The organism is Chryseobacterium cupriresistens, from assembly GCF_046614675.1.
Taxonomy (GTDB): Bacteria; Bacteroidota; Bacteroidia; order Flavobacteriales; family Weeksellaceae; genus Chryseobacterium; species Chryseobacterium cupriresistens.
On record NZ_JBKKJT010000002.1, the window covers coordinates 646,831 to 672,155 of the forward strand.

The 25,325-nt window shown below is 35.3% G+C and carries 21 protein-coding genes; all 21 read left to right on the forward strand.

The window, feature by feature from the left end:
* Positions 1 to 12 precede the first annotated feature (12 nt).
* The gene (locus ACLI50_RS08145) at positions 13 to 1,242 is read left to right on the forward strand and encodes an ABC transporter permease (protein ID WP_343639537.1); all 1,230 of its coding nucleotides are present in this window, start codon (positions 13 to 15) and stop codon (positions 1,240 to 1,242) included.
* A gap of 71 nt (positions 1,243 to 1,313) precedes the next feature.
* Positions 1,314 to 2,585 carry an ABC transporter permease gene (locus ACLI50_RS08150; protein WP_110010041.1) on the forward strand — a complete coding sequence of 424 codons (1,272 nt, stop codon included), beginning with the start codon at positions 1,314 to 1,316 and terminating at the stop codon, positions 2,583 to 2,585.
* 106 nt (positions 2,586 to 2,691) lie between these two features.
* Positions 2,692 to 3,903 (forward strand): efflux RND transporter periplasmic adaptor subunit, encoded by a 1,212-nt coding sequence (locus ACLI50_RS08155; protein WP_202841047.1) that lies wholly within the window; start codon positions 2,692 to 2,694, stop codon positions 3,901 to 3,903.
* Positions 3,904 to 4,028: 125 nt separating this feature from the next.
* Positions 4,029 to 4,595: a hypothetical protein gene (locus ACLI50_RS08160; RefSeq protein WP_202841046.1), complete on the forward strand. Its 567-nt coding sequence runs from the start codon at positions 4,029 to 4,031 to the stop codon at positions 4,593 to 4,595.
* A 50-nt stretch (positions 4,596 to 4,645) separates the two neighbouring features.
* Positions 4,646 to 6,172: a glycosyltransferase family 39 protein gene (locus tag ACLI50_RS08165; RefSeq protein ID WP_411413549.1), complete on the forward strand. Its 1,527-nt coding sequence runs from the start codon at positions 4,646 to 4,648 to the stop codon at positions 6,170 to 6,172.
* 129 nt (positions 6,173 to 6,301) lie between these two features.
* Entirely contained in the window at positions 6,302 to 7,204 is a 903-nt protein-coding gene (locus ACLI50_RS08170) for an NAD(P)/FAD-dependent oxidoreductase (RefSeq protein ID WP_411413550.1), read from the forward strand.
* 150 nt (positions 7,205 to 7,354) lie between these two features.
* Positions 7,355 to 8,620 (forward strand): serine hydroxymethyltransferase, encoded by a 1,266-nt coding sequence (glyA, locus tag ACLI50_RS08175; RefSeq protein ID WP_343639526.1) that lies wholly within the window; start codon positions 7,355 to 7,357, stop codon positions 8,618 to 8,620.
* Positions 8,621 to 8,677: 57 nt separating this feature from the next.
* Complete coding sequence (locus tag ACLI50_RS08180; protein ID WP_202841043.1) at positions 8,678 to 9,136, forward strand: regulatory protein RecX; 459 nt, start codon at positions 8,678 to 8,680, stop codon at positions 9,134 to 9,136.
* A gap of 356 nt (positions 9,137 to 9,492) precedes the next feature.
* A complete protein-coding gene (locus tag ACLI50_RS08185; protein ID WP_202841042.1) occupies positions 9,493 to 11,421 on the forward strand; it encodes a polysaccharide biosynthesis protein in 1,929 nt (642 codons plus the stop codon).
* Positions 11,422 to 11,461: 40 nt separating this feature from the next.
* Entirely contained in the window at positions 11,462 to 12,283 is an 822-nt protein-coding gene (locus ACLI50_RS08190; protein ID WP_411413551.1) for a polysaccharide biosynthesis/export family protein, read from the forward strand.
* A gap of 8 nt (positions 12,284 to 12,291) precedes the next feature.
* On the forward strand, positions 12,292 to 14,682 hold the full coding sequence (locus ACLI50_RS08195; RefSeq protein ID WP_343639521.1) for a GumC family protein: 2,391 nt from the start codon (positions 12,292 to 12,294) through the stop codon (positions 14,680 to 14,682).
* Positions 14,682 to 15,977 (forward strand): nucleotide sugar dehydrogenase, encoded by a 1,296-nt coding sequence (locus ACLI50_RS08200; RefSeq protein WP_202841036.1) that lies wholly within the window; start codon positions 14,682 to 14,684, stop codon positions 15,975 to 15,977. The genes ACLI50_RS08195 and ACLI50_RS08200 overlap by 1 nt, the downstream gene beginning before the upstream one ends.
* 6 nt (positions 15,978 to 15,983) lie before the next feature.
* The gene (gene lhgO / locus ACLI50_RS08205) at positions 15,984 to 17,174 is read left to right on the forward strand and encodes an L-2-hydroxyglutarate oxidase (protein ID WP_202841035.1); all 1,191 of its coding nucleotides are present in this window, start codon (positions 15,984 to 15,986) and stop codon (positions 17,172 to 17,174) included.
* 31 nt (positions 17,175 to 17,205) lie between these two features.
* Complete coding sequence (locus tag ACLI50_RS08210; protein ID WP_343639518.1) at positions 17,206 to 18,330, forward strand: DegT/DnrJ/EryC1/StrS family aminotransferase; 1,125 nt, start codon at positions 17,206 to 17,208, stop codon at positions 18,328 to 18,330.
* A gap of 12 nt (positions 18,331 to 18,342) precedes the next feature.
* A complete protein-coding gene (locus ACLI50_RS08215) occupies positions 18,343 to 18,915 on the forward strand; it encodes an acyltransferase (RefSeq protein WP_202841031.1) in 573 nt (190 codons plus the stop codon).
* A gap of 8 nt (positions 18,916 to 18,923) precedes the next feature.
* Positions 18,924 to 19,937, forward strand: a complete 1,014-nt coding sequence (locus tag ACLI50_RS08220) for a Gfo/Idh/MocA family protein (protein WP_411413552.1) — start codon at positions 18,924 to 18,926, stop codon at positions 19,935 to 19,937.
* Positions 19,938 to 19,939: 2 nt separating this feature from the next.
* Complete coding sequence (locus ACLI50_RS08225; protein WP_343639513.1) at positions 19,940 to 21,046, forward strand: DegT/DnrJ/EryC1/StrS family aminotransferase; 1,107 nt, start codon at positions 19,940 to 19,942, stop codon at positions 21,044 to 21,046.
* A 32-nt stretch (positions 21,047 to 21,078) separates the two neighbouring features.
* A complete protein-coding gene (locus ACLI50_RS08230) occupies positions 21,079 to 22,035 on the forward strand; it encodes an NAD-dependent epimerase/dehydratase family protein (protein WP_411413553.1) in 957 nt (318 codons plus the stop codon).
* Positions 22,025 to 22,666 (forward strand): LbetaH domain-containing protein, encoded by a 642-nt coding sequence (locus tag ACLI50_RS08235; RefSeq protein WP_202841024.1) that lies wholly within the window; start codon positions 22,025 to 22,027, stop codon positions 22,664 to 22,666. The genes ACLI50_RS08230 and ACLI50_RS08235 overlap by 11 nt, the downstream gene beginning before the upstream one ends.
* An 11-nt stretch (positions 22,667 to 22,677) precedes the next feature.
* On the forward strand, positions 22,678 to 23,919 hold the full coding sequence (locus tag ACLI50_RS08240) for an MATE family efflux transporter (RefSeq protein ID WP_411413554.1): 1,242 nt from the start codon (positions 22,678 to 22,680) through the stop codon (positions 23,917 to 23,919).
* Entirely contained in the window at positions 23,912 to 25,030 is a 1,119-nt protein-coding gene (locus ACLI50_RS08245) for a glycosyltransferase family 4 protein (protein WP_343639506.1), read from the forward strand. Before ACLI50_RS08240 ends, ACLI50_RS08245 begins: the two co-directional genes overlap by 8 nt.
* Positions 25,031 to 25,325: the final 295 nt, after the last annotated feature.

The following is a 25,325-nucleotide window of genomic DNA, read 5'->3' on the forward strand; positions in this document are numbered from 1 at the left end:
ATACCGATAAAAATGTTTGACCTAGATCGTTGGCAGGAAATATTCAGTTCTATCCGGAGTAATGTACTTCGGACAGTGCTTTCAGGGTTTACAGTAGCTTTGGGACTGTTTATTTTCATCGTACTTTTTGGAATTGGAACAGGTCTTCAGAATGCTTTTTCTGAAGGATTCTCAGGTGATGCCAAAAACCTGATCACCATTACTACCGGAAAAACGACATTGGCCTATAAAGGACTGCAGTCAGACCGAACCGTTACACTGAATAATGGTGACTATGATTTTCTTATTAACGCTGAGAAAAAAAATGTAGGAGCTTCCAGCCCGAGATACAATGCCAGTTTAATGGTGAAATATGGTAAAGAAAGCGGAATCTATCAGATCCATGGAGCAGAACCCGGAGAGCAGGTGATTGAGAACCGGAAAATGATAGACGGCAGATATATTTCTCCAAGAGATCTGGAAGGAAAGCAAAATGTGGCAGTCATTGGAAGAATGGTACAGCGGGATTTGATCAAGAACGGAAGTCCTGTAGGAAAAGAACTGGATATCAATGGAACTATGTTTAAAGTGGTGGGCGTATTTTCAGATGATGGTGGAGACTGGGATGAAAGACATATCACGGTGCCGATTACCACTTTGCAGCAGATGAAAAAAGGTTCCGATACGGTGAATATTGCCTATATCTCATACAGTGATAAACTGACTCCTCAGGAAGCCATTAAATACGGAGATGAACTTAAAGATAAGCTGAAATTAAGGAAAAATGTTTCTCCTGATGATGAAAACGGTGTCCGTGTCTGGAATAATGCTAAAAATATGAACGACACATTCATGTTTATGGCGGTACTTACAGCAATTGTAGGGTTTATCGGATTAGGAACATTGCTTGCCGGAATCATTGGGATCAGTAACATTATGGTGTATATCGTAAAAGAAAGAACCAAAGAAATCGGAGTACGAAAAGCTATTGGCGCAAAACCAAGCGGAATTGTAGGGCTGATTGTTCAGGAAAGTGTTGTGATTACAGTGGTGTCCGGACTTGTTGGAGTAGGAATAGGTGTTTTGACCTTAAACCTTATCGGGAACAGCCTTGAAGAGTTTTTTATTAAAAACCCAAGTGTAGGCTGGGGATCCATCATTATGGCATTCATTGCACTGATTTTCTCAGGACTGATCGCAGGATTTGTACCCGCATACAGAGCTTCCAGAATCAAACCGATTGAAGCGCTGAGAACGGAATAATATAAACAAAAGGCAAAAATGCAGATTGATGGAATTCATAACTCATAATGTATAACTCATAATTCAACAAGGTGAATATCATATTTAAAAAAGATACTTGGCAGGAAATTTATTATTCATTGAGGAATAATAAACTCCGGACATTTCTTACCATGATCGGTGTAGGATGGGGAATGTTTTTGTATGTAAGCCTTCTTGGAGCAGCAAAAGGAATGGAGAATGGTTTTGATAAATTATTTTCCGGTTTTGCCACCAATTCAATCTTCCTGTGGGCACAAAAAACATCAATTCCATATGAAGGATTTCCTAAAGGAAGAGAAGTTCATCTGAACTTAAACGATATGGAAATGCTGAAAAGAAAAGTAACAGCCATAGATTATATCTCGCCGCAAAATGCGAGAGGAAGCTTTACAGGAACTCCCGGGGAAGCAATGTCCAGAAACGGTAAGAACGGAACCTATTCGCTTACCGGAGATTATTCTGTGGGAAATAAAATTTCAGAAAAGAAACTGATCTTCGGACGTTATATCAATGATGCCGATGTTTCCGGGAATAAAAATGTAGTTGTTATTGGAGAAGAGATTTACAAAAACTTCTTTGATTCCAAGAAAAAAGAGAATCCAATAGGAAAATCAATCAATATTAAAGGGTTGTTCTTCAATGTTATCGGCGTTTTCCGGGTAAAAAAAGGAGGAGGATTTGAAAATGATCAAACGGCTTTCATTCCACTTTCCACTTATACGAAAATGTATAATGCAGGAGATCAGATAGACATGTTTGCCATTGTTAGTAAGCCGAATGCCAATGTCAATTCCGTAGAAGAAGATGTAAAACAGGTTTTAAAAAGCAAAAATAAAGTGTCCCCTGAAGATACCAATGCTTTCGGAAGTTTCAACCTTGGAAAAGAATTTAAAAAGCTCACAGGTTTCCTTACGGGAATGCAGCTGTTAACAATCATTGTAGGTACACTGACTATCCTTGCGGGAGTTATCGCGATTTCAAATATCCTTTTGATTACAGTAAAAGAAAGAACCAAAGAAATCGGGATCAGAAGAGCGTTGGGAGCAAAACCTGCGGAAGTAAGAAATCAGATTCTCCTGGAAAGTGTTGTTATTACACTCTCTTCGGGATTAATAGGTTTCATGTTTGGAATCTTTGTATTAATGATTCTCAATGCGGTTACCCAGGGGCAGGATTCATTTCCTTTCTATAATCCGACAGTGAACTACGGAAACGTATTTGCTGCGATGGCTGTCATGGTGATTCTGGGATTAATAATCGGGATGATTCCGGCACAGAGAGCCGTAAAGATCAGGCCTATTGAAGCATTAAGAACAGAGTAATTAATTTGAAAATAAAACAATTTTAAGATTTAGAAAAAGGACTATAGAGAATCAATCTTTAAATTTTAAATCTTTCAATCTATTGAATAAAAAATAAACTATACATATGAAAAAGAAATTCACCTGGAAAAAAGCCATTTATATAGTATTAGGGCTTTTATTTGCAGTGGCATTGTTCTCAGGGCTTGGCTATCTTATCAAATCAAACTCTAAAGAAGGAGAAGCTTTCCTTACCCGTAAGCCTACCGTTCAGAATATGGATGATAAAGTAATGGCAACAGGAAAAATTGTTCCCAAAGAAGAAATTGAAATCAAGCCCAACATTGCAGGGATTATAGATAAAATTTTAGTAAAAGAAGGAGATAAGGTAGAAGTAGGGCAGTTAATTGCTACCGTAAAAATTGTTCCGAGTATCTCTGAAGTAAATGCCGCTCAGCAGGAAGTTCAGAATGCAAAGATTCAGATCAGTAATGCCCAGATGAATGTAGGAAACATGCAGAAGCAGTTTGATATGCAGGATAAGCTTTACAAGCAGGGAGTCGCTTCTAAGCAGGAGTATCTGAACGCTCAGCAGCAGTTGTACTCTCAGCAGCAGACTTTGAAAAATGCCCAGCAGCAGTTGAATACCGCTCAAAAAAGATTGCAGATCGCTAAAACAGGGGCAACTCCTGAACTTAAAGGACAAGGTTTGGCCACTACAGAAATCCGTTCCAAAGCATCAGGTACTGTACTTGAAGTTCCTGTAAAAGCAGGAAGCCAGGTGATTGAAGCCAATAACTTTAACGCCGGAACTACCATCTGTTCAGTGGCAGATCTGAATGTTCTGATCTTTAAAGGTGAAATTGATGAAGCCCAGGCCGGAAAGCTAAGTGAAGGTATGGATATGAACATCGTGATCGGTGCTCTTCAGAATAAAACTTTCCCCGGAAAACTAACCATGATTGCTCCAAAAGGTAAGGATAATGCAGGAACTATTAAATTTCCGGTAGAAGGTAATGTAACTAATCCTAATAATGAGTATATTAGAGCAGGTTTTTCTGCCAACGGTGAAATTGTTTTAAGTTCTCAGAAAAATGCATTATTATTGGATGAGTCTTTAATTCAGTATGAAAAGAAACAAGGAAAAGATGTTCCTTTCGTGGAAGTGAAACAAAAAGACGGGAAATTCAAAAAAGTATATGTAAAACTGGGAGCAAGTGATGGGATCAATGTTCAGATTCTTCCGGGATCAAATATTACAAAAGACACCGAAATTAAAGTGTGGAATCCATCTGATAAAGATAAAGAAGAGCTTAAAGAAAAAGCGAATAAAAAATAATAAACTACACTATACACTTTTAAACTGTGAATCCCTGAGGAATTTTTTTCTCGGGGATTCTTTTTTACGTCAAAATCTTTTGCAGGTGTAAATTCTTATATTTGAATATATAAATCCATGAAAAAATGTGTCGCTACGCCCAGAAAACTTATAAATCACATTATGTCTGTTTCAAATGCCGGAAATCATTTAAACAGCCGGATGCTTATGATATTATAAAAAGGATCGAAAAAGAAAAAGTATACCATGAACCAGGGAAGTCAGTCCGTAATGTAGGATATGCTTTTACAAAGGCAGGAACACAAGAGCTGGAAAAAATTGTTTCAGAGATTGAAAACCGGACTATAAAATGTCCTGAATGCAGCAGTATGATGGCTGATATGGGGAAAGATTTTAAAGCCCCTAAAAAAACAGCTCTCAAAGAATGGAAGATTATAGAAAGCCTTTTTAAAACAGGGAAATGCTTTCACTCATGTGGCTGTGATGGAATAGGGTATATTCCTGGAAATCCTAAAGACTATGAAACGTATCTGAATAATATATTGAAAACATATCAGGAATATTTAGCTGCCTGCCAGAAGCTTCCTATAGAAAAATGTCCTGAGAAGAATGACGAAATAAAGTATTGGTCTGACAATATCCAGAAGATAAAAACTGAAATTATTGATAACAGATTTGAAATAATATTGTAACGGAAAAGAGGTTGAAACTGTCTTATCTTTAAAATTCCAAACTATATCCCATGAAAAAAGACTATTGGATTCTGTTTCTTTTTATCGTTGCAAAGTTTGCCCTTCAATACTCTCTGATAAGCCCTGAGTATGAACTTCACCGGGATGAATACCTGCATCTTGATCAGGCGAATCATCCTGCATGGGGATATCTTTCGGTTCCGCCTGCCAATTCCTGGATAGCCTGGATCATTAAAATGTTGGGGAATTCCATATTTTGGGTTAAATTTTTTCCAGCTCTGTTTGGAACTTTGACGATTGTCCTTACATGGAAAGTTGTGGAAGAACTCAAGGGAAGCCTGTTTGCTAAAATACTGGCTTCTACAGGAATATTATTTTCAGTACTTCTTCGGGTCAATATGCTGTTCCAGCCGACATCTCTGGAGATCTTTCTCTGGCTTTTCCTTTATTACAGCCTGATCAAATATTTCAATTCCCAAGAAGTAAAGTGGCTTTACACAGGAGCCGTCATTGTCGGAATCGGATTATTAAATAAATACAATATTGCCTTTTCATTATTAGGGCTTATTCCTGCCTTATTACTGACGGAGCAAAGGAAGGTTTTTATGCAGCCTCATATATATTGGGCAGCTGTTTTGGCTTTAATTATTATTTTTCCTAATCTCCTCTGGCAGTATCAGAATCAGTTCCCGGTTGTCCATCATATGAAAGAACTTTCTGAACGGCAGCTTGTACATGTAGATAGAATGGATTTTATGAAATCCCAGATTTTATTTTTTGCCGGAGTTATTTTTGTGATTATTGCTGGCTGGGGAGCATTGCTGTTATACAAACCTTTTGAAAAATACAGGTTTTTCTTTTGGAGCTATATCATCACAATTACTGTGTTTTTGTTCTTTAAAGCAAAAGATTACTACGCGATAGGGCTCTATCCTGTTTATATTGCTTTTGGTGCTGTTTTTCTCGGAAATGTATTTGAAAAAGGCTGGAAAAGATTTTTAAAACCGGTTAGCATACTTATTCCAATACTTTTATTCCTGCCTTTGTATAATGTGGCTTTTCCAAATAAAAGTCCTGAATATATCGTATCCCACCAAAGCCAGTATAAAAAATTAGGACTGCTTCGCTGGGAAGATGGAAAAGATCATCCGCTGCCACAGGATTTTGCTGATATGCAGGGTTGGAAAGAGCTGGCTCAAAAAGTAGATAAAGAGTATTCCAGATTGTCAAAAACCGGAAATACCATGGTACTATGTGATAATTACGGACAGACCGGAGCTATTAATTATTACTCAAAAGCCGGGGTCGTGGCGGTGTCATTTAATGCAGATTATATCAATTGGATAGATGTAAGCAAAAAATATAAAAATGTAATCAGGGTTAAAGAGGCATCTGAAGCAGGAAAAGAACTTAAAGAATCCGGTTCCTTTTTCGAAGTTGCAACATTAAAAGATTCCATTACCAATCCTTACGCGAGAGAAAGAGGAACTGCAATTTTCAGTTTGCAGGGAGCGAAAGTAGATATTAACAAGAGAATTCAGGACGAAATTATCGAAGTTAAAAATGGGTGGAAATAATTTTAATAAAGTTGTAAATGACAATTTGCAGATAGGATAAAGCTAATAGATAAATATTATTGCAACTTTATTGCGTTAATTGATTTTAGGTTAACTTTGCATTTTCAATTATCAATTATCAACTAAACTATGGAAAACAAAAACTTTGATGTCATCATAACAGGAGGAAGTTATTCAGGATTATCTGCAGCAATGGCTTTAGGAAGATCTTTAAGAAATGTCCTGATTATTGATAACGGAAAACCTTGCAACAGACAAACTCCGCATTCTCATAACTTTGTCACTCACGATGGGAAAACACCATCAGAAATTGCACAGCTTGCCAGAAAAGATGTAGAAAAATACAATACAGTGCATTTTTACAACGGAACTGTAGCGAAAACAGAAAAAGCGATCGGAGGTTTTGAGGTTGAAATTTCCTCCGGTGAAAAATTTAAGGCTAAAAAACTGATTCTGGCTTCAGGCGTAAAAGATACAATGCCGGATATTCCCGGGTTTGCAGAATGCTGGGGGATTTCTGTGATACATTGCCCATACTGTCATGGTTATGAAGTGAAAAACGAGGTTACGGGAATTCTTTCCAACGGAGATATGGGCTACGAATTTTCGAAACTGATTTTTAATCTGACTAAAAATCTCACGCTGTTTACAAATGGAAAAGCAGCTTTTACCGAAGAACAGCTTGAAAAACTTAAGCAGAATAAAATCATTCTTAACGAAGATGAAATTGCAGGTATAGAACATACGAACGGCTTCATTCAAAGAATTATTTTCAAAAATGGAAAGGAAATTCCTTTACAGGCTTTGTATGCGAAAATTCCTTTTGAGCAAAATATTAATGTTGATGATCTGGGCTGTGAAATAACAGAACAGGGATTTATTAAAGTAGATATGATGCAGAAAACAAGCATTCCCGGAGTTTATGCCTGTGGAGATAATGTAACCATGATGCGCTCCGTAGCCAATGCCGTTGCACAGGGTAATTTTGCAGGAGCCATAGTGAATAAGGAACTGTCAGATGAAGAATTTTAGAGGCTTTTTAGTACAATAAAGACAATCATAATACAGGATTTATTCATAGGTCTTTTCTTTTTTTAGTGTTTAAAAATCATTTTTTCAATAGGGAAATCTCGATGAAAATTCCGTACATTTGGGGTGAAAATTTCAAAAACTAAAAGTAAAATGGATATTATTTTCGACCTGATTGAAAAGGAAAGACAAAGACAAACCCATGGTTTAGAGCTTATTGCATCAGAAAATTTTGTTTCTGAAAATGTAATGAAAGCAATGGGAAGTGTACTGACAAATAAATATGCTGAAGGATATCCCGGAAAAAGATATTACGGAGGATGTGAAGTAGTAGATGAGGTTGAAACTTTAGCGATCAACAGAGCTAAAGAACTTTTCGGAGTTGACTACGTGAATGTTCAGCCACATTCCGGTTCTCAGGCGAATGCAGCCATTTATCTTGCCGTTTTGAAACCAGGTGATAAAATCATGGGGATGGACCTTTCAATGGGAGGACACCTTACTCACGGTTCTGCGGTGAACTTCTCAGGAATTCAATATAATGTAGTTTCTTACGGAGTTCAGCAGGAAACAGGTCTTATTGATTATGACCAAATGAGAGAAGTAGCGTTGAGAGAAAAACCAAAAATGCTTATCGCAGGTTTCTCAGCGTATTCCAGAGATTTAGATTATGCTAAATTCAGAGAAGTAGCAGACGAAGTTGGGGCTACCCTTTGGGCAGATATCGCTCACCCGGCTGGTTTAGTAGCAAAAGGATTATTAAACTCACCATTCGAACACTGTCATGTTGTAACTACTACTACTCACAAAACGCTGAGAGGACCAAGAGGAGGTATGATCATGATGGGAAAAGACTTTGAAAATACATACGGTCACAAAACTCCAAAAGGAGAAATCAAAATGATGAGCCAGGTGCTGGACGGAGCTGTATTCCCGGGTATTCAGGGAGGACCTCTTGAGCACGTGATTGCTGGTAAGGCTGTAGCTTTCGGGGAAGCTTTGGATGTACAGTTCGAAAATTATGCAAAACAGGTTAAATCTAATGCTCAGGCATTATCAAAAGCAATGATCGACAGAGGTTTTGATATCGTAAGCGGTGGTACAGATAATCACCTGATGCTGGTAGATCTCAGAAATAAAGGAGTAAACGGTAAAGAAACCGAAAAAGCATTGGTACTTGCTGATATTACATGTAACAAAAATATGGTTCCATTTGATGATAAATCACCATTTACAACATCTGGTATCAGATTGGGAACTGCTGCGATTACAACAAGAGGATTGAAAGAAAACGATATGGATACTATTGCAGGATTGATTTCTGAAGTGGTAGACAATATCAAAAATGAAGAGGTTCTTGGATCTGTAAGAAAGAAAGTGAACGAATTAATGGAAGGTAAAGCTCTGTTCAATTACTAACAGACATTCCAATATCATATAAAGAATGGGCGGATTGCTCATTCTTTTTTTATTCAAATGGAAAAGAAATCGTATACCTTCGATGAAATTAAGCAGAAACTGGTTAATTACTGTGTTTACCAGGATCGCTGTCATGCCGAAGTGGAACAGAAGATGAGGGAGTTTTTGCTTATTGATGAAGCGAAAGAAGAAATTATTTTATTTCTTCTGAAAGAAAATTATCTCAACGAAGAAAGGTTTACCCGAAGCTATATCCGGGGGAAATTTTACATCAAACATTGGGGGAAAACCAAAATTAAAATCAATCTGAAACAAAAACAGATTTCTGAGAAGTTGATAAACTCATGTTTTGATGAAATTGATGATGTTGATTATGAAAAAACAATCAGAAAAATTTATGATAATTATTACACCAAACAAACAGGCTTGAAAGAATATCAAAAAAAAACCAAAACTATAAAACATTTGATGAGTAAAGGTTTTGAATATGAGAAAATAATCGATATTTTTGGCTAAATATTAATAAATTTAAAAAAAAACTTGAAGTATGACTTATAGAAAAAAAACAATCAGTTCATGGAAATATGTTGATATATAAACATTTAATAATTATTTTAAAGAAAAACAGCTGATAACAAGAATTTATACAGGTAAATATTATCTTCATAAAGAGTTTATATGGTATGATTTTTGTCTCTGGATTTAGCTGTATCGAAATGAAATTGTTAGATTTTATAAATATAACATCAAATTTATTTTTGATTTCAACATATTGAAATAAATTTATTTATTTTTGCATGATTGTATCAAAATTATCTTTGATTGGATAATCAGATATTATACCTAATTAAATATGAACACCAATACAGACAATGTACAATTCTCTTAGAAAAACAATATTTGGAGGGGATAATGTTGTCAATCTCTCAGACGTAAGATATCTTCCTAGATGGATAATTCTTGTAATAGACATTATTATTCTTGTAATATCTTTATTTCTTTCCACTTACATTATCGCAAAGATTACCAAGCAGGAATTTATATATCATGATGATAAAAGCCTGATTTTCGCTTTTATTATCCTTGTGAATGCTGCTTTTATGTATGTCTTCAAGACTTATGCCGGGATTATCCGTCACTCCACATTTATAGACTTATTTAAGCTTCTGATATCCTGTTTTTGCACAATGCTGGCTATCGGAACAATAAACATCTGCTATTTCTGGATCACAGGAAGTAAGTTTATCCTTACTCCTTATCTGATGCTTTATTTCGTAATTTCATTTATGGGATTATTTCTTTTCAGACTCTATGTGAAGGAATTTTTCCATATTGTGAGGGAATACAGAAGAAGCGCACTGAAAAAAAGAATTTTAGTATTGGGAATTGATGAGCAGTCTATTGCTATTGCACGTGCAATTCTTGATAACCCGAGTTTACCTTATCAGGTAGTAGGTTTCTTGACACAAAGAACAGATTCTAAAAGAGCGTCCCTGTTGGGAAAGCCCATTTATGAAAAAGAAAAAATAGAAGAAAATACCAAAGAAGATCTTATTATTGACGGCGTTCTTATTGTTAAAGAAATGATGGCCAGAGATGAGATGAATTCATGGGTGAATCTATTTTTAGAGAAAGATCTTAATGTTTTTAAAGCACCATCAGTACAAAAACTGAGAGACAGTGATCTAGGTGGGTCTATTAGAAACCTTCAGATTGAAGATTTGTTAAATAGAAAACCTATCAAAATCCAGAACGAAAAAGTTAAAAGCAGACATTTTGATAGAACAGTATTAGTAACCGGTGGAGCGGGATCCATTGGAAGTGAGATCGTAAGACAGGTTGCTCTTTTCAATCCTTCATTGATTGTCGTTTTAGATCAGGCAGAAACACCACTTTATGAAATTGAACTTGAAATGAGAGAAAAGTTCCCTCATATCGCTTTCAAATTTGTCTTGGGAGATGTATCCAATCATCACAGGATGGAATCTCTTTTCCAGACCTATAATTTCTCAATGGTATATCATGCGGCTGCTTATAAACATGTACCTTTAGTAGAGGAAAACCCTCATGAAGCGATCTTTGTTAATATATTAGGTTCTAAGATTGTTGCAAAACTATCCAGCAAGTATAAAGTAAACAGGTTCGTAATGGTATCTACAGATAAAGCTGTAAATCCAACCAATGTAATGGGAGCTTCAAAGCGTGCTGCTGAACTTTTTGTACAATCGCTTCAGAATGTTGAAGGTAACGTTACCAAATTTATTACAACAAGATTTGGAAATGTATTAGGATCCAACGGTTCTGTAATTCCTCATTTTAAAAAGCAGATTGAAGCCGGAGGGCCGGTAACAATTACTCATCCGGAAATTGTAAGATATTTCATGACAATTCCTGAGGCATGTGAACTGGTACTTCAGGCCGGAACAATGGGAGAAGGAGGTGAGATCTTTGTTTTTGATATGGGTGAGCCTGTAAAAATTATTGATCTTGCGAAAAGAATGATAAAGTTATCAGGATTCGAACCTAATATAGATATCAAGATCATCTATACGGGATTGAGACCGGGAGAAAAACTGTATGAAGAACTTCTGAGTGATGATGCAAAAACACTTCCTACTCATAACGACAAAATTATGATTTCTAAAGATCCTTCAATGGGATTTGAAGATATAGACAGGCTTACTAAAGAAATTACCAAGGCTTCCCTGCGAAGGGATAAAGTGGAGGTTGTAAGGATTCTTAAAACAATAGTGCCGGAATTCCGAAGCAATAATTCAATTTATGAAGCTTTGGATAAATAGGAAAAAATATAAATGTATATTTGCACAATTTAACAAGATAATGAAAGGAAAAATATTAACATTAGTATTGGTGTCCTCTTTGGTGATTTCCTGCAAAGTGAACCCCAATGCTAAGAATGATTTAAATTATATGCAGAATATAGAACAGGTCGCAATTAATGCATCTGCGAAAAATTCAGCAAACACAATCCAGGTGGGAGATCAGTTGGTTATTCTGATCACTGCAAAAGATATGGATGTTGTAAAGCCTTTTAATCAGAATTATTCTTCCTCAGAACTTATCCAGACAAATGCAATGGCCGGCGGAAATACTCCTAATCAGGGATCAACAGTAATTTCAGGACCAACTTATATTGTAGATGCAAATGGAGATGTCGACTTCCCTATATTAGGTAAACTGAATACATCGGATAAAAGTTTGACCGCTTTTAAAGACGAACTTAGAGAAAAAATGACGAGATATGTTATTAACCCAACAATTAATATCAGGCTCTCAAATTTTAAAGTTACAGTACTTGGAGAAGTCAGCAGACAGGGAGACTATACTATAGCAAGCGGGCAGGCAACTATTTTAAATGCATTAGGTATGGCTGGTGACCTGACGCAATATGGGAAAAGAGAAGACATATTGGTAATCAGAACAGAAAATGGTGTTGTTTCTCATGGCCGTATTAATATTCGGGATGCCAATCTCATTAATTCTCCTTATTACAACCTGAAGCAAGGGGATGCCATTATTGTTTCCTCAAGTAATACCAAAGATGTTTTAGCAAAACAGAATCCCAATACAACTCTTTACCTTACGGCAGCTTCTATAGCTATCACAGCAATAGCAGTAGTAATAAGTTTATTTAAGAAATAAAAAAATTAATGAACACCCAACAGTCTTCAGCACCTTTAGAAGTAGAAAATAGTTCAAGGAATATTGATATTAATGAAATAGTAAAGCCCTATTTAAGAAAATGGCCGTGGTTTGCTCTGAGTGCCTTTATTGCTTTGGTAATTGGCTATATTGCATTGAAATTTATGACTCCTGTTTACAATGTACAGACAACAGTACTTGTAAAAGATGCTAAAAACTCCTCGTCTCCCATAAATAATGATTTGGGTGTTTTACCAGACTTTTCGAATTTAGGTGGTCTGAAAACAAACAGTATTGCTAATGAAATTGAGATGCTGAAGTCAAAAAGACTAATGAAAGAAGTAGTCATTAATAAAAACCTTCAGACCGATATTTTTGCAAAGTCTAAACTTAGAAAAATTGAACTCTATAAAGATACCTCACCGATTGAAGTAAGGGTAATTAATGAAAAACCGGGGGGGATTTCTACTCCTGTTCTGCTAAAAATAGAGGGGGAAAAACTAATAGTAAGTACAGACGAACCTCAAAAAGAAATTATTACCGGTTATGGTAAGACAATAGGTCTTCCCTTTGCCAATATTATTATCACTAAAAATGATAAATATAATCCGGCTGCTTTAAAAAAAGTAAATCTGAATGATCTTGAACTTTACATTTCAACAGTAGATGCAAAAGTAGACATGCTGCAAAGCATGCTTGCGGTTAGCTTAATTAATAAGGATGCTACTGTATTAAAATTGGATATGAGCTATCCACAAATTACAAAAGCGGAAGATGTACTTAATGCTTTGGTTGTAGCATATAACAATGACGCTATTTTAGATAAGAATTCTGAATCTAAAAAGACATTGGACTTTATTGAAGACAGAATTAAAAGACTTACTGGAGAACTTGGGGATGTAGAAAGTCAAAAAGAAATATTTAAATCCAAAAATAACCTTACAGATCTTGAAACAGAAGCAAAAATAAGCCTGGAAAGTTCTGCCGCAGCAAGAGAAAAACAGCTTGATGTAGATGCACAGCTGGAACTTACTAATGCTTTGATCAGTTTTGTAAATAAACAGGGCCAGTATCAGGCTTTACCTTCCAATGTAGGACTAAAAAACCCTGAAGCTATTGCAGGAATTGCTACTTACAACCAGCTGGTTCTTCAGAGAAACAGGTTTTTAGAGTCTGCAACTGTAGAAAACCCAACAGTGGTAGATATTACCAAACAGATCAACACAATGCGTCAATCTATTGAGCAGAGTTTGCAGAGAAACAAAACAGGTCTTGAGCTGGCAAGAAATGAATATCTTGGTGAGCAGAATAAAGTTTCAGATAAAATATCTAAACTTCCTTCTATTGAAAAAATGTTCAGAAGTATTGAAAGACAGCAGCAGATTAAGGAGAATTTATACTTGTTATTACTTCAAAAGAGAGAAGAAACAGCAATTGCTGAATCTATTACTGCACCTAAAGCAAGAATAATAGATAAAGCATACGCGTCATCAAGCCCTATTGCACCTAACAGAAAGATTGTCCTTATTTCATCATTGTTTTTGGGACTGTTAATTCCATTTTTGATTATTTATTTATCTACTATTTTCAACAATAAGGTTGTTACAAAACACGATCTTGAAAAGCTGGTACATGCACCTATTATTGCAGAACTGCCAAGTCTTGAAAAAGGAGACTCTGAGATTGTTAAAATGAATGATATTACTCCTATGGCGGAAGCATTCAGAATTCTTATTACCAATATGAATTTCATGCTTTCAAAAGAGAAAAAAGGAAAAATAGTATTTGTTACTTCAACGGTAAAAGGAGAAGGGAAAACATTCACATCTGTAAACTTGGCTTTAACATTAGCCAATCCTAAGAAAAAAGCAATTATCATAGGGTCTGATATCAGAAACCCGCAGCTTCAGAGATATAATCCTGCCAGAAAAGGACTTGCCGGGCTTACGGAGTATCTTTACAATGACGATACTAAACTTGAAGACATTATTCATGTATCATCTTTTAATCCTTATCTGGATGTAATTTATTCAGGAATGATTCCACCGAACCCGACAGAATTGCTATCTAACGGCCGTTATGAAATTCTTCTGACGGAATTGAAAGAAAAATATGAATATATTATTCTCGATACTGCACCATTGCTTCTTGTAACAGATACTTTCCTTATTGCTGAACTTTCCGATGTAACCATTTATGTTTCCAGATCTAAATACACAGAAAAGGCATTATTGGAATTTGCCAACCGAAATATTGATCAGAGAAAAATCAGAAATGTAGGATTTGTTCTTAATGATGTAAGCAGAGAAAATTTAGGATATAGTAACAAATACGGTTATGGCTATAACCAGCATACAGAACAATCTTGGTTTCAAAAAATAAAAAATAAATTTAGTTAATGGCAACAACATATAAAATAGCGGTTATAGGCCAGGGTTATGTAGGTCTTCCTTTATCTCTTGAATTTGCAGATCATTATCCTGTCTTTGGATTTGATATCAATACACAGCGTGTTGATCAGCTTAATAACGGAAAGGATATAACGCTTGAAGCTGATGTTGATAAATTAAATAACGGACTGAAAAAATACAGGGAATCTAATGGCTCTTTAGGTTATAAAGCAACAAGCCAGTTATCTGATATTGCTGAAGCTAATGTTTTCATTGTAACAGTTCCTACCCCTATTGATAAATATAATGCTCCCGATCTTAATCCATTGATTTCGGCCTCAAAAATGTTGGGAGAAATTATTAAAAAAGATGATATTGTTATTTATGAATCTACAGTTTTTCCTGGGTGTACAGAAGAAGAATGTGTGCCGGTTCTTGAAAAATATTCAGGACTTAAGTTTAATGAAGACTTTTTTGTAGGCTACTCTCCGGAAAGAATTAATCCGGGAGATAAGGTAAATACGCTTACCAGTGTTAAAAAAGTAACTTCAGGTTCTACAGAAAAGATTGCCGAAGAAGTAGATAATCTATATAAGAAAATCATTACAGCCGGAACTCATAAAGCACCTAGTATTAAAGTTGCAGAAGCTTCAAAAGCTATTGAAAATGCACAGAGAGATGTTAATATTTCTTTTGTTAACGAATTAGCATTAATCTTTGATAGGGTAGGTATTGATACGAATGATGTATTGGAAGCTGCAGGAACAAAATATAATTTCCTTAAATATAAACCAGGATTGGTGGGAGGACACTGTATTTCCGTAGATCCTTATTATCTTGCACACAAAGCGGAACAGCTGGGATATCATCCAGATGTGATCTTATCTGGAAGACGAGTAAACGATTCTATTGCAAAGTTTGTGGCTGCTAAAGTCGTGAAGCTTCTGATTGCAAAAGGAGGAGTGATCAAAAATTCGAATGCGCTGATTTTAGGAGTTACATTCAAAGAAAACTGTCCGGATGTCAGAAATACTAAAGTTGTAGATATCTATAGAGAACTTGCTGATTTCGGAGTAAATGTTGATATTTATGATCCGTGGGCAAGCAAAGAAGAAGTAAAGCACGAATATGGAATTGATATTCTTGACGTTCTTCAGGAAGGTAAAAAGTATGATTCTTTAGTGATTGCAGTATCTCATAATGAGTTCCTGGAAATGGATCTGGATCTGCTTAAAAAAGAAAATGCAGTGGTTTTTGATACCAAAGCATGTTTAGACAGAAATCTGGTTGATGCAAGATTATAAAAGATCATGAGCTATGATATTATAATCATTGGTGCAGGTCTGGTAGGATTGGCTACAGCCTATCAGACTAAGCTGAAAAATCCTGATTCTAAGATTCTCATTTTGGAAAAAGAAAACGATGTGGCATTGCACCAATCGGGACATAACAGTGGAGTAATCCATAGTGGGATTTATTACAAACCGGGAAGCCTTAAAGCTAAAAACTGTATCGAAGGGTATAATTCCGTTATTAACTTTGCTGAGAAATACGGCATACGATATGATCTTTGCGGAAAAATAATTGTAGCTACTTCACAGGAAGAATTACCCCTTTTAGATAATATATATAAAAGAGGAGTTGAAAACGGACTTCAGGATTTAAAATATCTTTCCAGAGAAGAATTTCGCGAAATTGAACCCCACTGTGAAGGCGTAAAAGCAATTAAAGTTCCACAAACCGGAATTATCGACTATCCTGGAATCGCAAAAAAAATAAAAGAACTTTTTGAAGAATCAGGAGGTGAAGTAAGATTTAATAATGAAGTAAAAAACATTATTGATAAAGGATCTGAAATTATTGTCAGCACTAATATTTCCGAGTTTAAGACCAAAAAACTTATTTCCTGTGCAGGATTATATTCTGATAAGATAACCAAAATGACCAATGAAAAAAATGATGTGGTCATTATTCCTTTCAGGGGAGAATATTATAAAATCAAGGATGAAAAAAAATACCTGGTAAAACATCTTATTTACCCGGTACCTGACCCCAGTTTTCCATTTCTCGGTGTTCACTTTACCAGAATGATTGACGGTAATATTGAAGCCGGCCCTAATGCTGTTCTGGCCTTCAAAAAAGAAGGATACCATTTTTTCGATTTCAATTTCAATGAAACCATGCAAACCATGCTATGGCCAGGATTTAGAAAAATTGTAGCAAAATATGGTAAAACGGGAATGGGAGAAATGTACCGTTCACTTTCCAAATCTGCATTTACAAAAGCACTTCAGAAACTTCTACCGGAAATACAGGAGAATGATCTTTTATCAGGAGGTTCAGGAGTTAGAGCACAGGCTTGTGACAGAAATGGAGGATTGATTGATGATTTTGACATCGTGAAAAACGGAAATATTATTCATGTTAGAAATGCTCCTTCTCCGGCGGCTACATCTTGCCTTTCTATAGGAAATAAAATTAGTGAACTTATTATAAGTTAAAACACTTTATATCCACTCAAAAAACTAAAATATGAAAATTCAAATGGTTGACCTTAAAGGTCAGTACCTGAAAATAAAACAAGAGGTAGATATTAGTATTCAAGAATGTATTGATAATACTGCATTTATTAATGGTCCTGCTGTAAAAGAATTTCAACAGGATTTTGAAAAATATCTGGGAGTAAAACATGTGATTCCATGTGCTAACGGAACAGATGCTCTTCAGATTGCCATGATGGCCTTTAATCTGCAGCCTGGAGATGAAATAATCTGCCCTGCTTTCACCTACGTAGCGACTGCTGAAGTTATTGGTCTTTTAGGATTAAAACCTGTAATGGTAGATGTAAATGAAGATACTTTTGATATACAGCTGGAAGGTCTTGAAAAATATCTTACCCCCAATACCAAAGCGATTGTTCCTGTTCATTTATATGGCCAAAGTGCTGATATGGAACAAATTCTTAAATTTGCAGAAAAACACAACCTTTTTGTTATAGAAGATAACGCTCAGGCAATAGGCTCTGATTATACATTTTCAGATGGAACTGTAAAAAAAACGGGAACTATCGGACATATCGGATGTACTTCGTTTTTTCCATCAAAAAACCTTGGATGTTATGGCGATGGAGGTGCATTGATGACGAATGATGATGAACTGGCTTTCAAAATCAGAATGATTGCCAATCACGGTCAGGAAAAGAAATACTATCATAAAGTTTTAGGCTGTAACTCAAGATTGGATACCATTCAGGCTGCAGTATTGAAAATTAAGCTTAAACATTTGGATGAGTATTCAGCTTCCAGAAACAGAATGGCGGATTATTATGATGCCAATCTTGCTGGTATATCAGAAATTCAAACTCCTAAAAGAGCTGCGAATTCTACCCATGTATTTCATCAGTATACCCTTAGAGTGAAAAATGGAAAAAGAGATGGATTACAAAAATATCTGGCAGAAAAGAATATTCCAAGTATGATATATTATCCTTTGCCTCTTTACAAACAGGAAGCTTTTCTTCAATATGTGAAAGAAGGTTTTAGTCTTCCGGTTACAGAGAAGCTTTGCAAAGAAGTAATCTCTCTTCCTGTACATACAGAATTTGATCAGGAAGTACTGGATATTATTATTACAGAAATTAAGAATTATTTTAATTAATATAAAGCAGATATGTCGGATTTTTTTGCACACGAAACGGCCGTTATTGACGATGGATGTCAAATAGGAAACGGAACCAAAATTTGGCACTTTTCACATCTGATGACAGGTTGCATTTTGGGCGAAAAATGCAATATTGGACAGAATGTTGTCATTTCACCTAAAGTCGTTTTGGGGAAAAATGTAAAAGTTCAGAATAATGTTTCCATCTATGAAGGAGTAACATGTGATGATGACGTTTTCTTAGGTCCTTCAATGGTTTTTACCAATGTGATAAATCCCAGAAGTGCAGTAAACAGAAAAAATGAATATCTGAAGACTCATGTTGGAAAAGGTGCCTCCATCGGTGCTAATGCAACTATCGTTTGCGGGCACAATATAGGTCAGTACGCTTTTATCGGTGCAGGAGCTGTGGTTACAAAAGAAGTTCCGGATTATGCATTGGTAGTGGGAAACCCAGCCAGACAAATGGGTTGGATGAGCGAATTCGGGCATAAACTTCAGTTTGATGCAGATAATATTGCCGTTTGTGAAGAAAGTGGAGAAAAATATAAATTAGAAAATAATAAAGTTTCAAAAATTTAAATATGCAAATGAGTGAAAAAATAAAATTTGCAGTAGTGGGCTGCGGACATATTGGCAAGAGACATGCCGAGATGATCACAAGAAATTCAGAATGTGAGCTTGTAGCTCTTATAGACATAAAGGATAAAGCTGCTTTAGGAATTGAAAGCTATGATGTTCCTTTCTTTGCATCGTTAGATGAATTTTTGAAATCAGGGATAGAAGCAGATGTTATCAATATCGCTTCTCCCAACGGATTCCACTTTGAACAATCTTATAAAGCCATTGATGCCGGAAAGCATATTGTAGTGGAAAAACCAATGACTTTGAACAAGCAGGATGCGGAAAAACTTATTTTCCAGGCTTTGCACAAACACAAACAGGTTTTTGCGGTAATGCAAAACCGTTACTCTCCACCTTCTGCTTGGGTGAAAGGTATGGTAGAAAACGGAAAATTGGGTGAAATATACATGGTTCAGCTTAATTGCTACTGGAATCGTGATGACAGATATTATAAGCCGGAGTCATGGCACGGAAAGAAAAATCTGGATGGAGGAACATTATTTACACAGTTTTCTCATTTTATCGATATTATGTATTGGCTTTTCGGTGATATTACCAATATACAGGCAAAATTTGCAGATTTTAATCATCAGACTCTTACAGATTTTGAAGACTCAGGATTTATTAGTTTCGATTTCGTAAACGGTGGGATGGGAGCATTAAACTATTCTACTTCAGTATGGAATCAAAACCTTGAAAGTTCAATGACAATTATTGCAGAGAACGGTGCTATAAAAATTGGCGGCCAATATATGGATAAAGTGGAGGTATGCAATGTGAAAGATTATGTAATGCCAGAATTACCACCTACAAACCCTGGAAATGATTATGGCGCATACAAAGGCTCTGCAGCCAACCATCACTACATTATTGAAAATGTAGTAGACGTGTTAAAAGGACGAAATACTATTACAACAAATGCTTTGGAAGGGTTGAAAGTAGTAGATATTATTGAAAGGATTTATCAATTAAAAAAATAATTATGTTGTCAAATTTTGTTCCGCTGGCAAGCCCGGATATTAATGAAACAGATATTAACCGTGTTGTGGATGTTTTAAAATCAGGAATGCTGGTGCAGGGAGAGAATGTTGGTTTATTAGAAACCTTCTTCTCTGATTATTTGGGAGCAGAATATGCTTCAGCTCTGAGTAACGGAACTTCTACTTTGCACCTGGCATTAATTACATTAGGAATTGGTGCTGGTGATGAAGTCATTGTTCCTGCATTCAGTTATGTGGCTACAGCTAATGTAGTGGAACTGGTAGGCGCAAAATGTATTTTTGTAGATATTGATGAAAATACATTTAATATTGATGTCAATAAAATAAAAGAAGTTATTACTCCGAATACAAAAGCTATTATCCCTGTTCATGAGTTTGGTTTAGCCTGCGACATAGAAAGTGTAATGGATATTGCCCGCGAGCATAATCTGTATGTTATTGAAGATGCTGCATGTGCTTTGGGAGCAACTCAGAATAACAAAAAAGTAGGGACATTTGGTGATTTCGGTTCATTCTCATTACATCCACGTAAAAGTATTACCAGCGGTGAAGGAGGAATTCTGACAACGAATAATCCCGGGTATTCAGCTAAGGTAAGAATACTTAGAAATCATGGTATTGAAATGCAGGATGGCAGAATGGAATTTGTAGAAGCAGGATACAACTATAGAATGACGGACTTTCAGGCAGCACTGGCTCACAGCCAGATCCAGAGACTGGATAATATCCTTACGATGAAACAAACTTTGGCAGAGGTGTATCTATCGGAAATTAATAACCCAAAGATCACATTACCTGTAGTGCCTGAAGGAAGAAACCATACATGGCAGACTTTTCACGTCTTAATCGACGACAGTTTACAGCAAAATGAAGTGCTTGAATTTTTAAGAAGTAATAAAATTGGGGCAAACTACGGAGCTCAATGTATTCCTGCTATGAAATACTATGCAGACAAATACAATCTGGATTATAGAGAAAAGTTCCCGAATGCTTACAGGGCATATTCTAAGGGAATTGCCTTACCATTGTATGAAAAACTGACAGAAGATACAGTCTTCAAAATCTCGCAAATAGTCAACAAAATATAACGATATAACGAATCAAAAAAAATTTATTTAAAATGATAACTAACAAAACGATTTTTATCACCGGAGGTGCAGGATTTATTGCCAATACTCTGATTAAACATTACATAGAGAATAATAAAATTGTGGTGTATGATAACTTTCACAGAGATACATTAAGTTCAAGCGGGTTAGCAAATCACCAGAATTTGACGGTCATCAAAGGAGATGTTTTAGACTTAGCATTTTTAACAGAAAGCATGAAAGGTGCTGACGTTGTTGTTCACGCAGCAGGTATTGCAGGTATTGATACTGTAATCAAAGATCCGGTAAGAACAATGAGCGTAAACATGATCGGAACTGCGAATGCGTTGGAAGCAGCAAAAATAAATGGAATAAAAGACAGATTTGTAGACTTCAGTACTTCTGAAATTTTTGGTAGCCACGCTTTCAAAAGTAGAGAAGAAGACACTGCGGTTGCAGGAAGCGTAGGAGAAGCAAGATGGGTATATGCAGTAAGTAAGCTTGCCGGAGAACATTTGGCTCACGCGTATTACAAGCAGTATAAACTTCCGGTGGTTACTGTAAGACCTTTCAACGTATATGGTCCTGGACAAACCGGGGAAGGTGCTTTACAGATTTTCATCAAAAAAGCGCTTAAAAATGAAGATATCTATATCTATGGAGACGGTACGGCAATCAGAGCCTGGTGCTTTGTTGATGATTTTGTAGACTGCCTGATCAGATGTATTGAAGACCCGAAAGCTATCGGAGAAAGCTTCAATTTGGGTAACCAGAGAACGGTTATTACAACACTGGGACTGGCTGAATCTGTATGCAGAGTACTGAAGAGCAACAGTAAAATCATCTTCAAAGATGCTCTTAGTGCAGACATTGAAATGAGAATCCCAAGTGTAGCAAAATCAAAAGAAATTTTAGGCTTTGAAGCAAAAGTAGATCTTGAAGAAGGTATTTTAAGAACAGCTGAATACTTTAAATCTATTGAAAACTAAAGAAGAAATATTAATATTTCCTTATAGCGGGACTGGTATTGAGGCATTAGACTGTCTGTCTGAAGAGCAGTGTTGTATAGGTTTTATTTCTGATAATCCTTCGATGATCGGAACGGAACAGTATGGCATTAAAATTTATAGCAGAGAGGCATTTCAGGAATTTCCTGAAGCTAAAGTCCTGGCTGTCAATGGCAGTCCTGATTCTTATAAAAAAAGAAAGCAAATAATTGATGGGCTTGAAATAGAGACTGACAGATTTACAACACTTATCCATCCTAAAGCTGTTATCGGAAGGAATGTAAAGGTAGGAAAAAACGTCCTTATTATGGCCGGAGTTGTAGCTACTGCAAACGCAGAAATAGGAAATCATATTTGTATTCTCCCTAATACTGTTGTTCATCATGATTCTAAAATCGGGGATTATACCTTGGTTGCAGCGAATAATACTATTTGTGGAGATGTCATCATCGGAGAGAACTGCTATTTGGGAGCTTCTTCAAATTTCAGAAATGGAGTAAAGATAGGCAATGGAAGTCTTATTGGTATAGGAAGCAATGTGGTTGGTAACATTGGAGATAATAAAATGGTAAAAGGTAATCCTGCAAAGGAATATTCTGAGAAATCAGACTAAATAGGAGATTTATGAAACATAAAATTAGAGCTTTCAAAAATATGCTGTTGATGTCTGCACCGGAGTATATTGCCGGATTTTCAGTTTTTGTTATCCTGATCTCTTTTTCCAAGAAAGCATCTCTAGCAGAAATTGGAGAACTTACATTTGCTAATACTGTGGGGCAGTTGGTTTCCAGTGTTTTAGCTGTTGCCTTGTTAACAACTATGCGGCGTGATTTTGTACTGAAGACAGCACTTAGGGATAAATATGCCATATCTTTATATATCATTAGAATCCTGATTTCATTATCTATATTTATTATTTCATTTGTACTATTGGAACTAAACCTTTTCAGCGAAATAGTACTGCTAATGATAGTTTCCAGAGGAATCGATTCTTTGTCTGAAACTTATTATTATACATTGCTTTCTAAGGAGGAAATTTTAAAATTTTCAATATTAAAAAGCATGCACTATATAAGCCTTATATCCTTTGTCATTCTTGGGATTTATAAGGGGTTTGATCTCCATCAGATCAGCTATATATTTTTATTCAACAGTATAATCTGGTGTTTGGTCAATTTTATTCTTCTTTTTTTTGAAAAGGGAATTGTTAAAAAAATCATATTTCTTGATACTTATCAGACTGATCTTTTTAAAAGAACATTGCCCCTGTTAATGAGCAGCACCATATACTTATTATCTGCAAGGCTGAATTTATTTATTGTAAAAAAGATATGCAGCCCAGAGGATTTTGGTCTGTTTAGTATAATTATTACTATTCTGGGGATATTTTCTATTTTTACAAGTGCAATCAGTAGTTTTTTGATTAATAAACAGGTAGAATGGTATAAAGTGTCACTTCAAAGGCTAAAAATAAATTCAATAAAACTTGCAATTCCATTATTTGCTGCAGGACTTATTATTTTATTGATTTCTTATTTTGTTTCAGACTACATCAATTATCTCTTCAAGAATTTCGATATGAACCACTTGTGGTTATTGAAACTATCTTTAATTTCAATTTTGGTTTATTTCATCCAGATACCTTACAATTACCTATTTACAGTGATGGATAAAAATAAAGTGGCCTTGTATTTTTCAGTCTTTATGATTGTTGTTGCAGCATTATTATATTATCCGTTTACGTTTTATTTTGGTCTTAGGGGGTCTGTAATTGCTTTTTTAGGATATAATATACTTTGGTGTGGTAGCTTATTTGGTATTTCTATGTATATTATTAACAAACAAATTTTAAAAGGAAATGAATAACATATTGATTGTTTCTAATACACTGTGTTTTGGGGGGGCAGAAAGTTTTTCTGCACAGTTATTCGAAAATTTGGAGCAGCAGTATGATAATCTGCATTATGCTGTTTTTTCATGCAATATGGATTTACTGGAACGTTTCCCTGCTATTGATAGAAAAAAAATACATCAGTTTGATGATTCTGATAGAACCAATACTTTTAAAATGCTTTCAAAGATTTTTAAAGTAAAAAAATACCTTAAGGATCATAATATTGATACAATATACTGTAGCCAGCCTGATTCTGCACTGATTTTTTGGTTATTAAAAATTTTTAATAAAAAAATTAAAATCATATATATAACCATGCATGTATATGAAAATGCTGATGCCAAAGAAAAATTTATCTGGAAAACTAACCTGCCTAATAGAAGTACGGACATTTTTATCGGACTGAGTGAATACCTATCTTTACAGCTAAAGCAAAAAAATAAGGTAGATCCTTCGAAAGTAATAATCAACAGGCTCCCTGTAGATATTAATAAATTTAATGTTGCCGATAAAAAAGAGAGAGAGCAGTTTAATTTACCTCTAAATAAGAGGATTGTTGGAATATGTTGCAGACTCTATCCTATAAAAAGGGTTGATCTTTTTGTAGAAGCCTTCAGACATATTGAGGATGAAGATACAATAGGTGTTATCTATGGAGAAGGTCCTGAAAAAGAAAGACTACTGGGTATGATAAAAGATTTTCAATTATCGGATAAAGTCTTTTTGCGACCATTTATAGATAATGTTAATGAAGTTATTCCAATGTTTGATCTTTACTTACAAACTGTGGACGGTCCCAATTTAGGACTGGTAACACTTGAAGCTTTCAGTTCAGGAGTCCCAGTCATTATGCTTGCTGATAATGAGGAAGAAAGATTTATGATCCTTGATACCTATTGTAACGAAAATGTAGGTGGAATATCTACTACAGATCCTAAAAATATAGCTTTAAAAGTGTTGGAAATATTAAATATTTCTGAAAAGGATGGAATGCCTGCAAGATGTAGAAAACTGGCAGAAGAAAAATATTCATGGCCCGCATTTCTTTCTATCAATGAGAAAATTCTAAAACAGTTTAGATGACTTTTTTTATAATATTATATATAATATTTCTTACTCTGGTATTTTTCTTTTTTAGGAAGAATTACAGACTTTTTGGGTATGAAAAGTATGATTTTCTTTTACCCATAAATATTATATTGTTTTTTTCGGTATTGGCTACTCCCTATATGTTCTATATAGTGAAACATCCTGATATTATCTATACACCTGTTGATCCTGATAATTTAAATAACTTGCTGTTCAAGTATATTCTTTTGCATGTAGGCTGTATTATTTTTTTTATTGTAGGGACTGTATCTTTTCTGAAAAAAATGTT

Bases quoted from the DNA above. Each gene is read 5' to 3' on its own strand.
- ACLI50_RS08145 (WP_343639537.1), top strand. From the start codon at position 13: ATGTTTGACCTAGATCGTTGGCAGGAAATATTCAGTTCTATCCGGAGT.
- ACLI50_RS08245 (WP_343639506.1), top strand. From the start codon at position 23,912: ATGAATAACATATTGATTGTTTCTAATACACTGTGTTTTGGGGGGGCA.
- ACLI50_RS08170 (WP_411413550.1), top strand. From the start codon at position 6,302: ATGGAAAACAAAAACTTTGATGTCATCATAACAGGAGGAAGTTATTCA.
- ACLI50_RS08215 (WP_202841031.1), top strand. From the start codon at position 18,343: ATGTCGGATTTTTTTGCACACGAAACGGCCGTTATTGACGATGGATGT.
- ACLI50_RS08225 (WP_343639513.1), top strand. From the start codon at position 19,940: ATGTTGTCAAATTTTGTTCCGCTGGCAAGCCCGGATATTAATGAAACA.
- glyA (WP_343639526.1), top strand. From the start codon at position 7,355: ATGGATATTATTTTCGACCTGATTGAAAAGGAAAGACAAAGACAAACC.
- ACLI50_RS08180 (WP_202841043.1), top strand. From the start codon at position 8,678: ATGGAAAAGAAATCGTATACCTTCGATGAAATTAAGCAGAAACTGGTT.
- ACLI50_RS08200 (WP_202841036.1), top strand. From the start codon at position 14,682: ATGGCAACAACATATAAAATAGCGGTTATAGGCCAGGGTTATGTAGGT.
- ACLI50_RS08185 (WP_202841042.1), top strand. From the start codon at position 9,493: ATGTACAATTCTCTTAGAAAAACAATATTTGGAGGGGATAATGTTGTC.
- ACLI50_RS08230 (WP_411413553.1), top strand. From the start codon at position 21,079: ATGATAACTAACAAAACGATTTTTATCACCGGAGGTGCAGGATTTATT.
- ACLI50_RS08210 (WP_343639518.1), top strand. From the start codon at position 17,206: ATGAAAATTCAAATGGTTGACCTTAAAGGTCAGTACCTGAAAATAAAA.
- ACLI50_RS08220 (WP_411413552.1), top strand. From the start codon at position 18,924: ATGAGTGAAAAAATAAAATTTGCAGTAGTGGGCTGCGGACATATTGGC.
- ACLI50_RS08240 (WP_411413554.1), top strand. From the start codon at position 22,678: ATGAAACATAAAATTAGAGCTTTCAAAAATATGCTGTTGATGTCTGCA.
- ACLI50_RS08155 (WP_202841047.1), top strand. From the start codon at position 2,692: ATGAAAAAGAAATTCACCTGGAAAAAAGCCATTTATATAGTATTAGGG.
- ACLI50_RS08160 (WP_202841046.1), top strand. From the start codon at position 4,029: ATGTGTCGCTACGCCCAGAAAACTTATAAATCACATTATGTCTGTTTC.
- lhgO (WP_202841035.1), top strand. From the start codon at position 15,984: ATGAGCTATGATATTATAATCATTGGTGCAGGTCTGGTAGGATTGGCT.
- ACLI50_RS08190 (WP_411413551.1), top strand. From the start codon at position 11,462: ATGAAAGGAAAAATATTAACATTAGTATTGGTGTCCTCTTTGGTGATT.
- ACLI50_RS08165 (WP_411413549.1), top strand. From the start codon at position 4,646: ATGAAAAAAGACTATTGGATTCTGTTTCTTTTTATCGTTGCAAAGTTT.
- ACLI50_RS08195 (WP_343639521.1), top strand. From the start codon at position 12,292: ATGAACACCCAACAGTCTTCAGCACCTTTAGAAGTAGAAAATAGTTCA.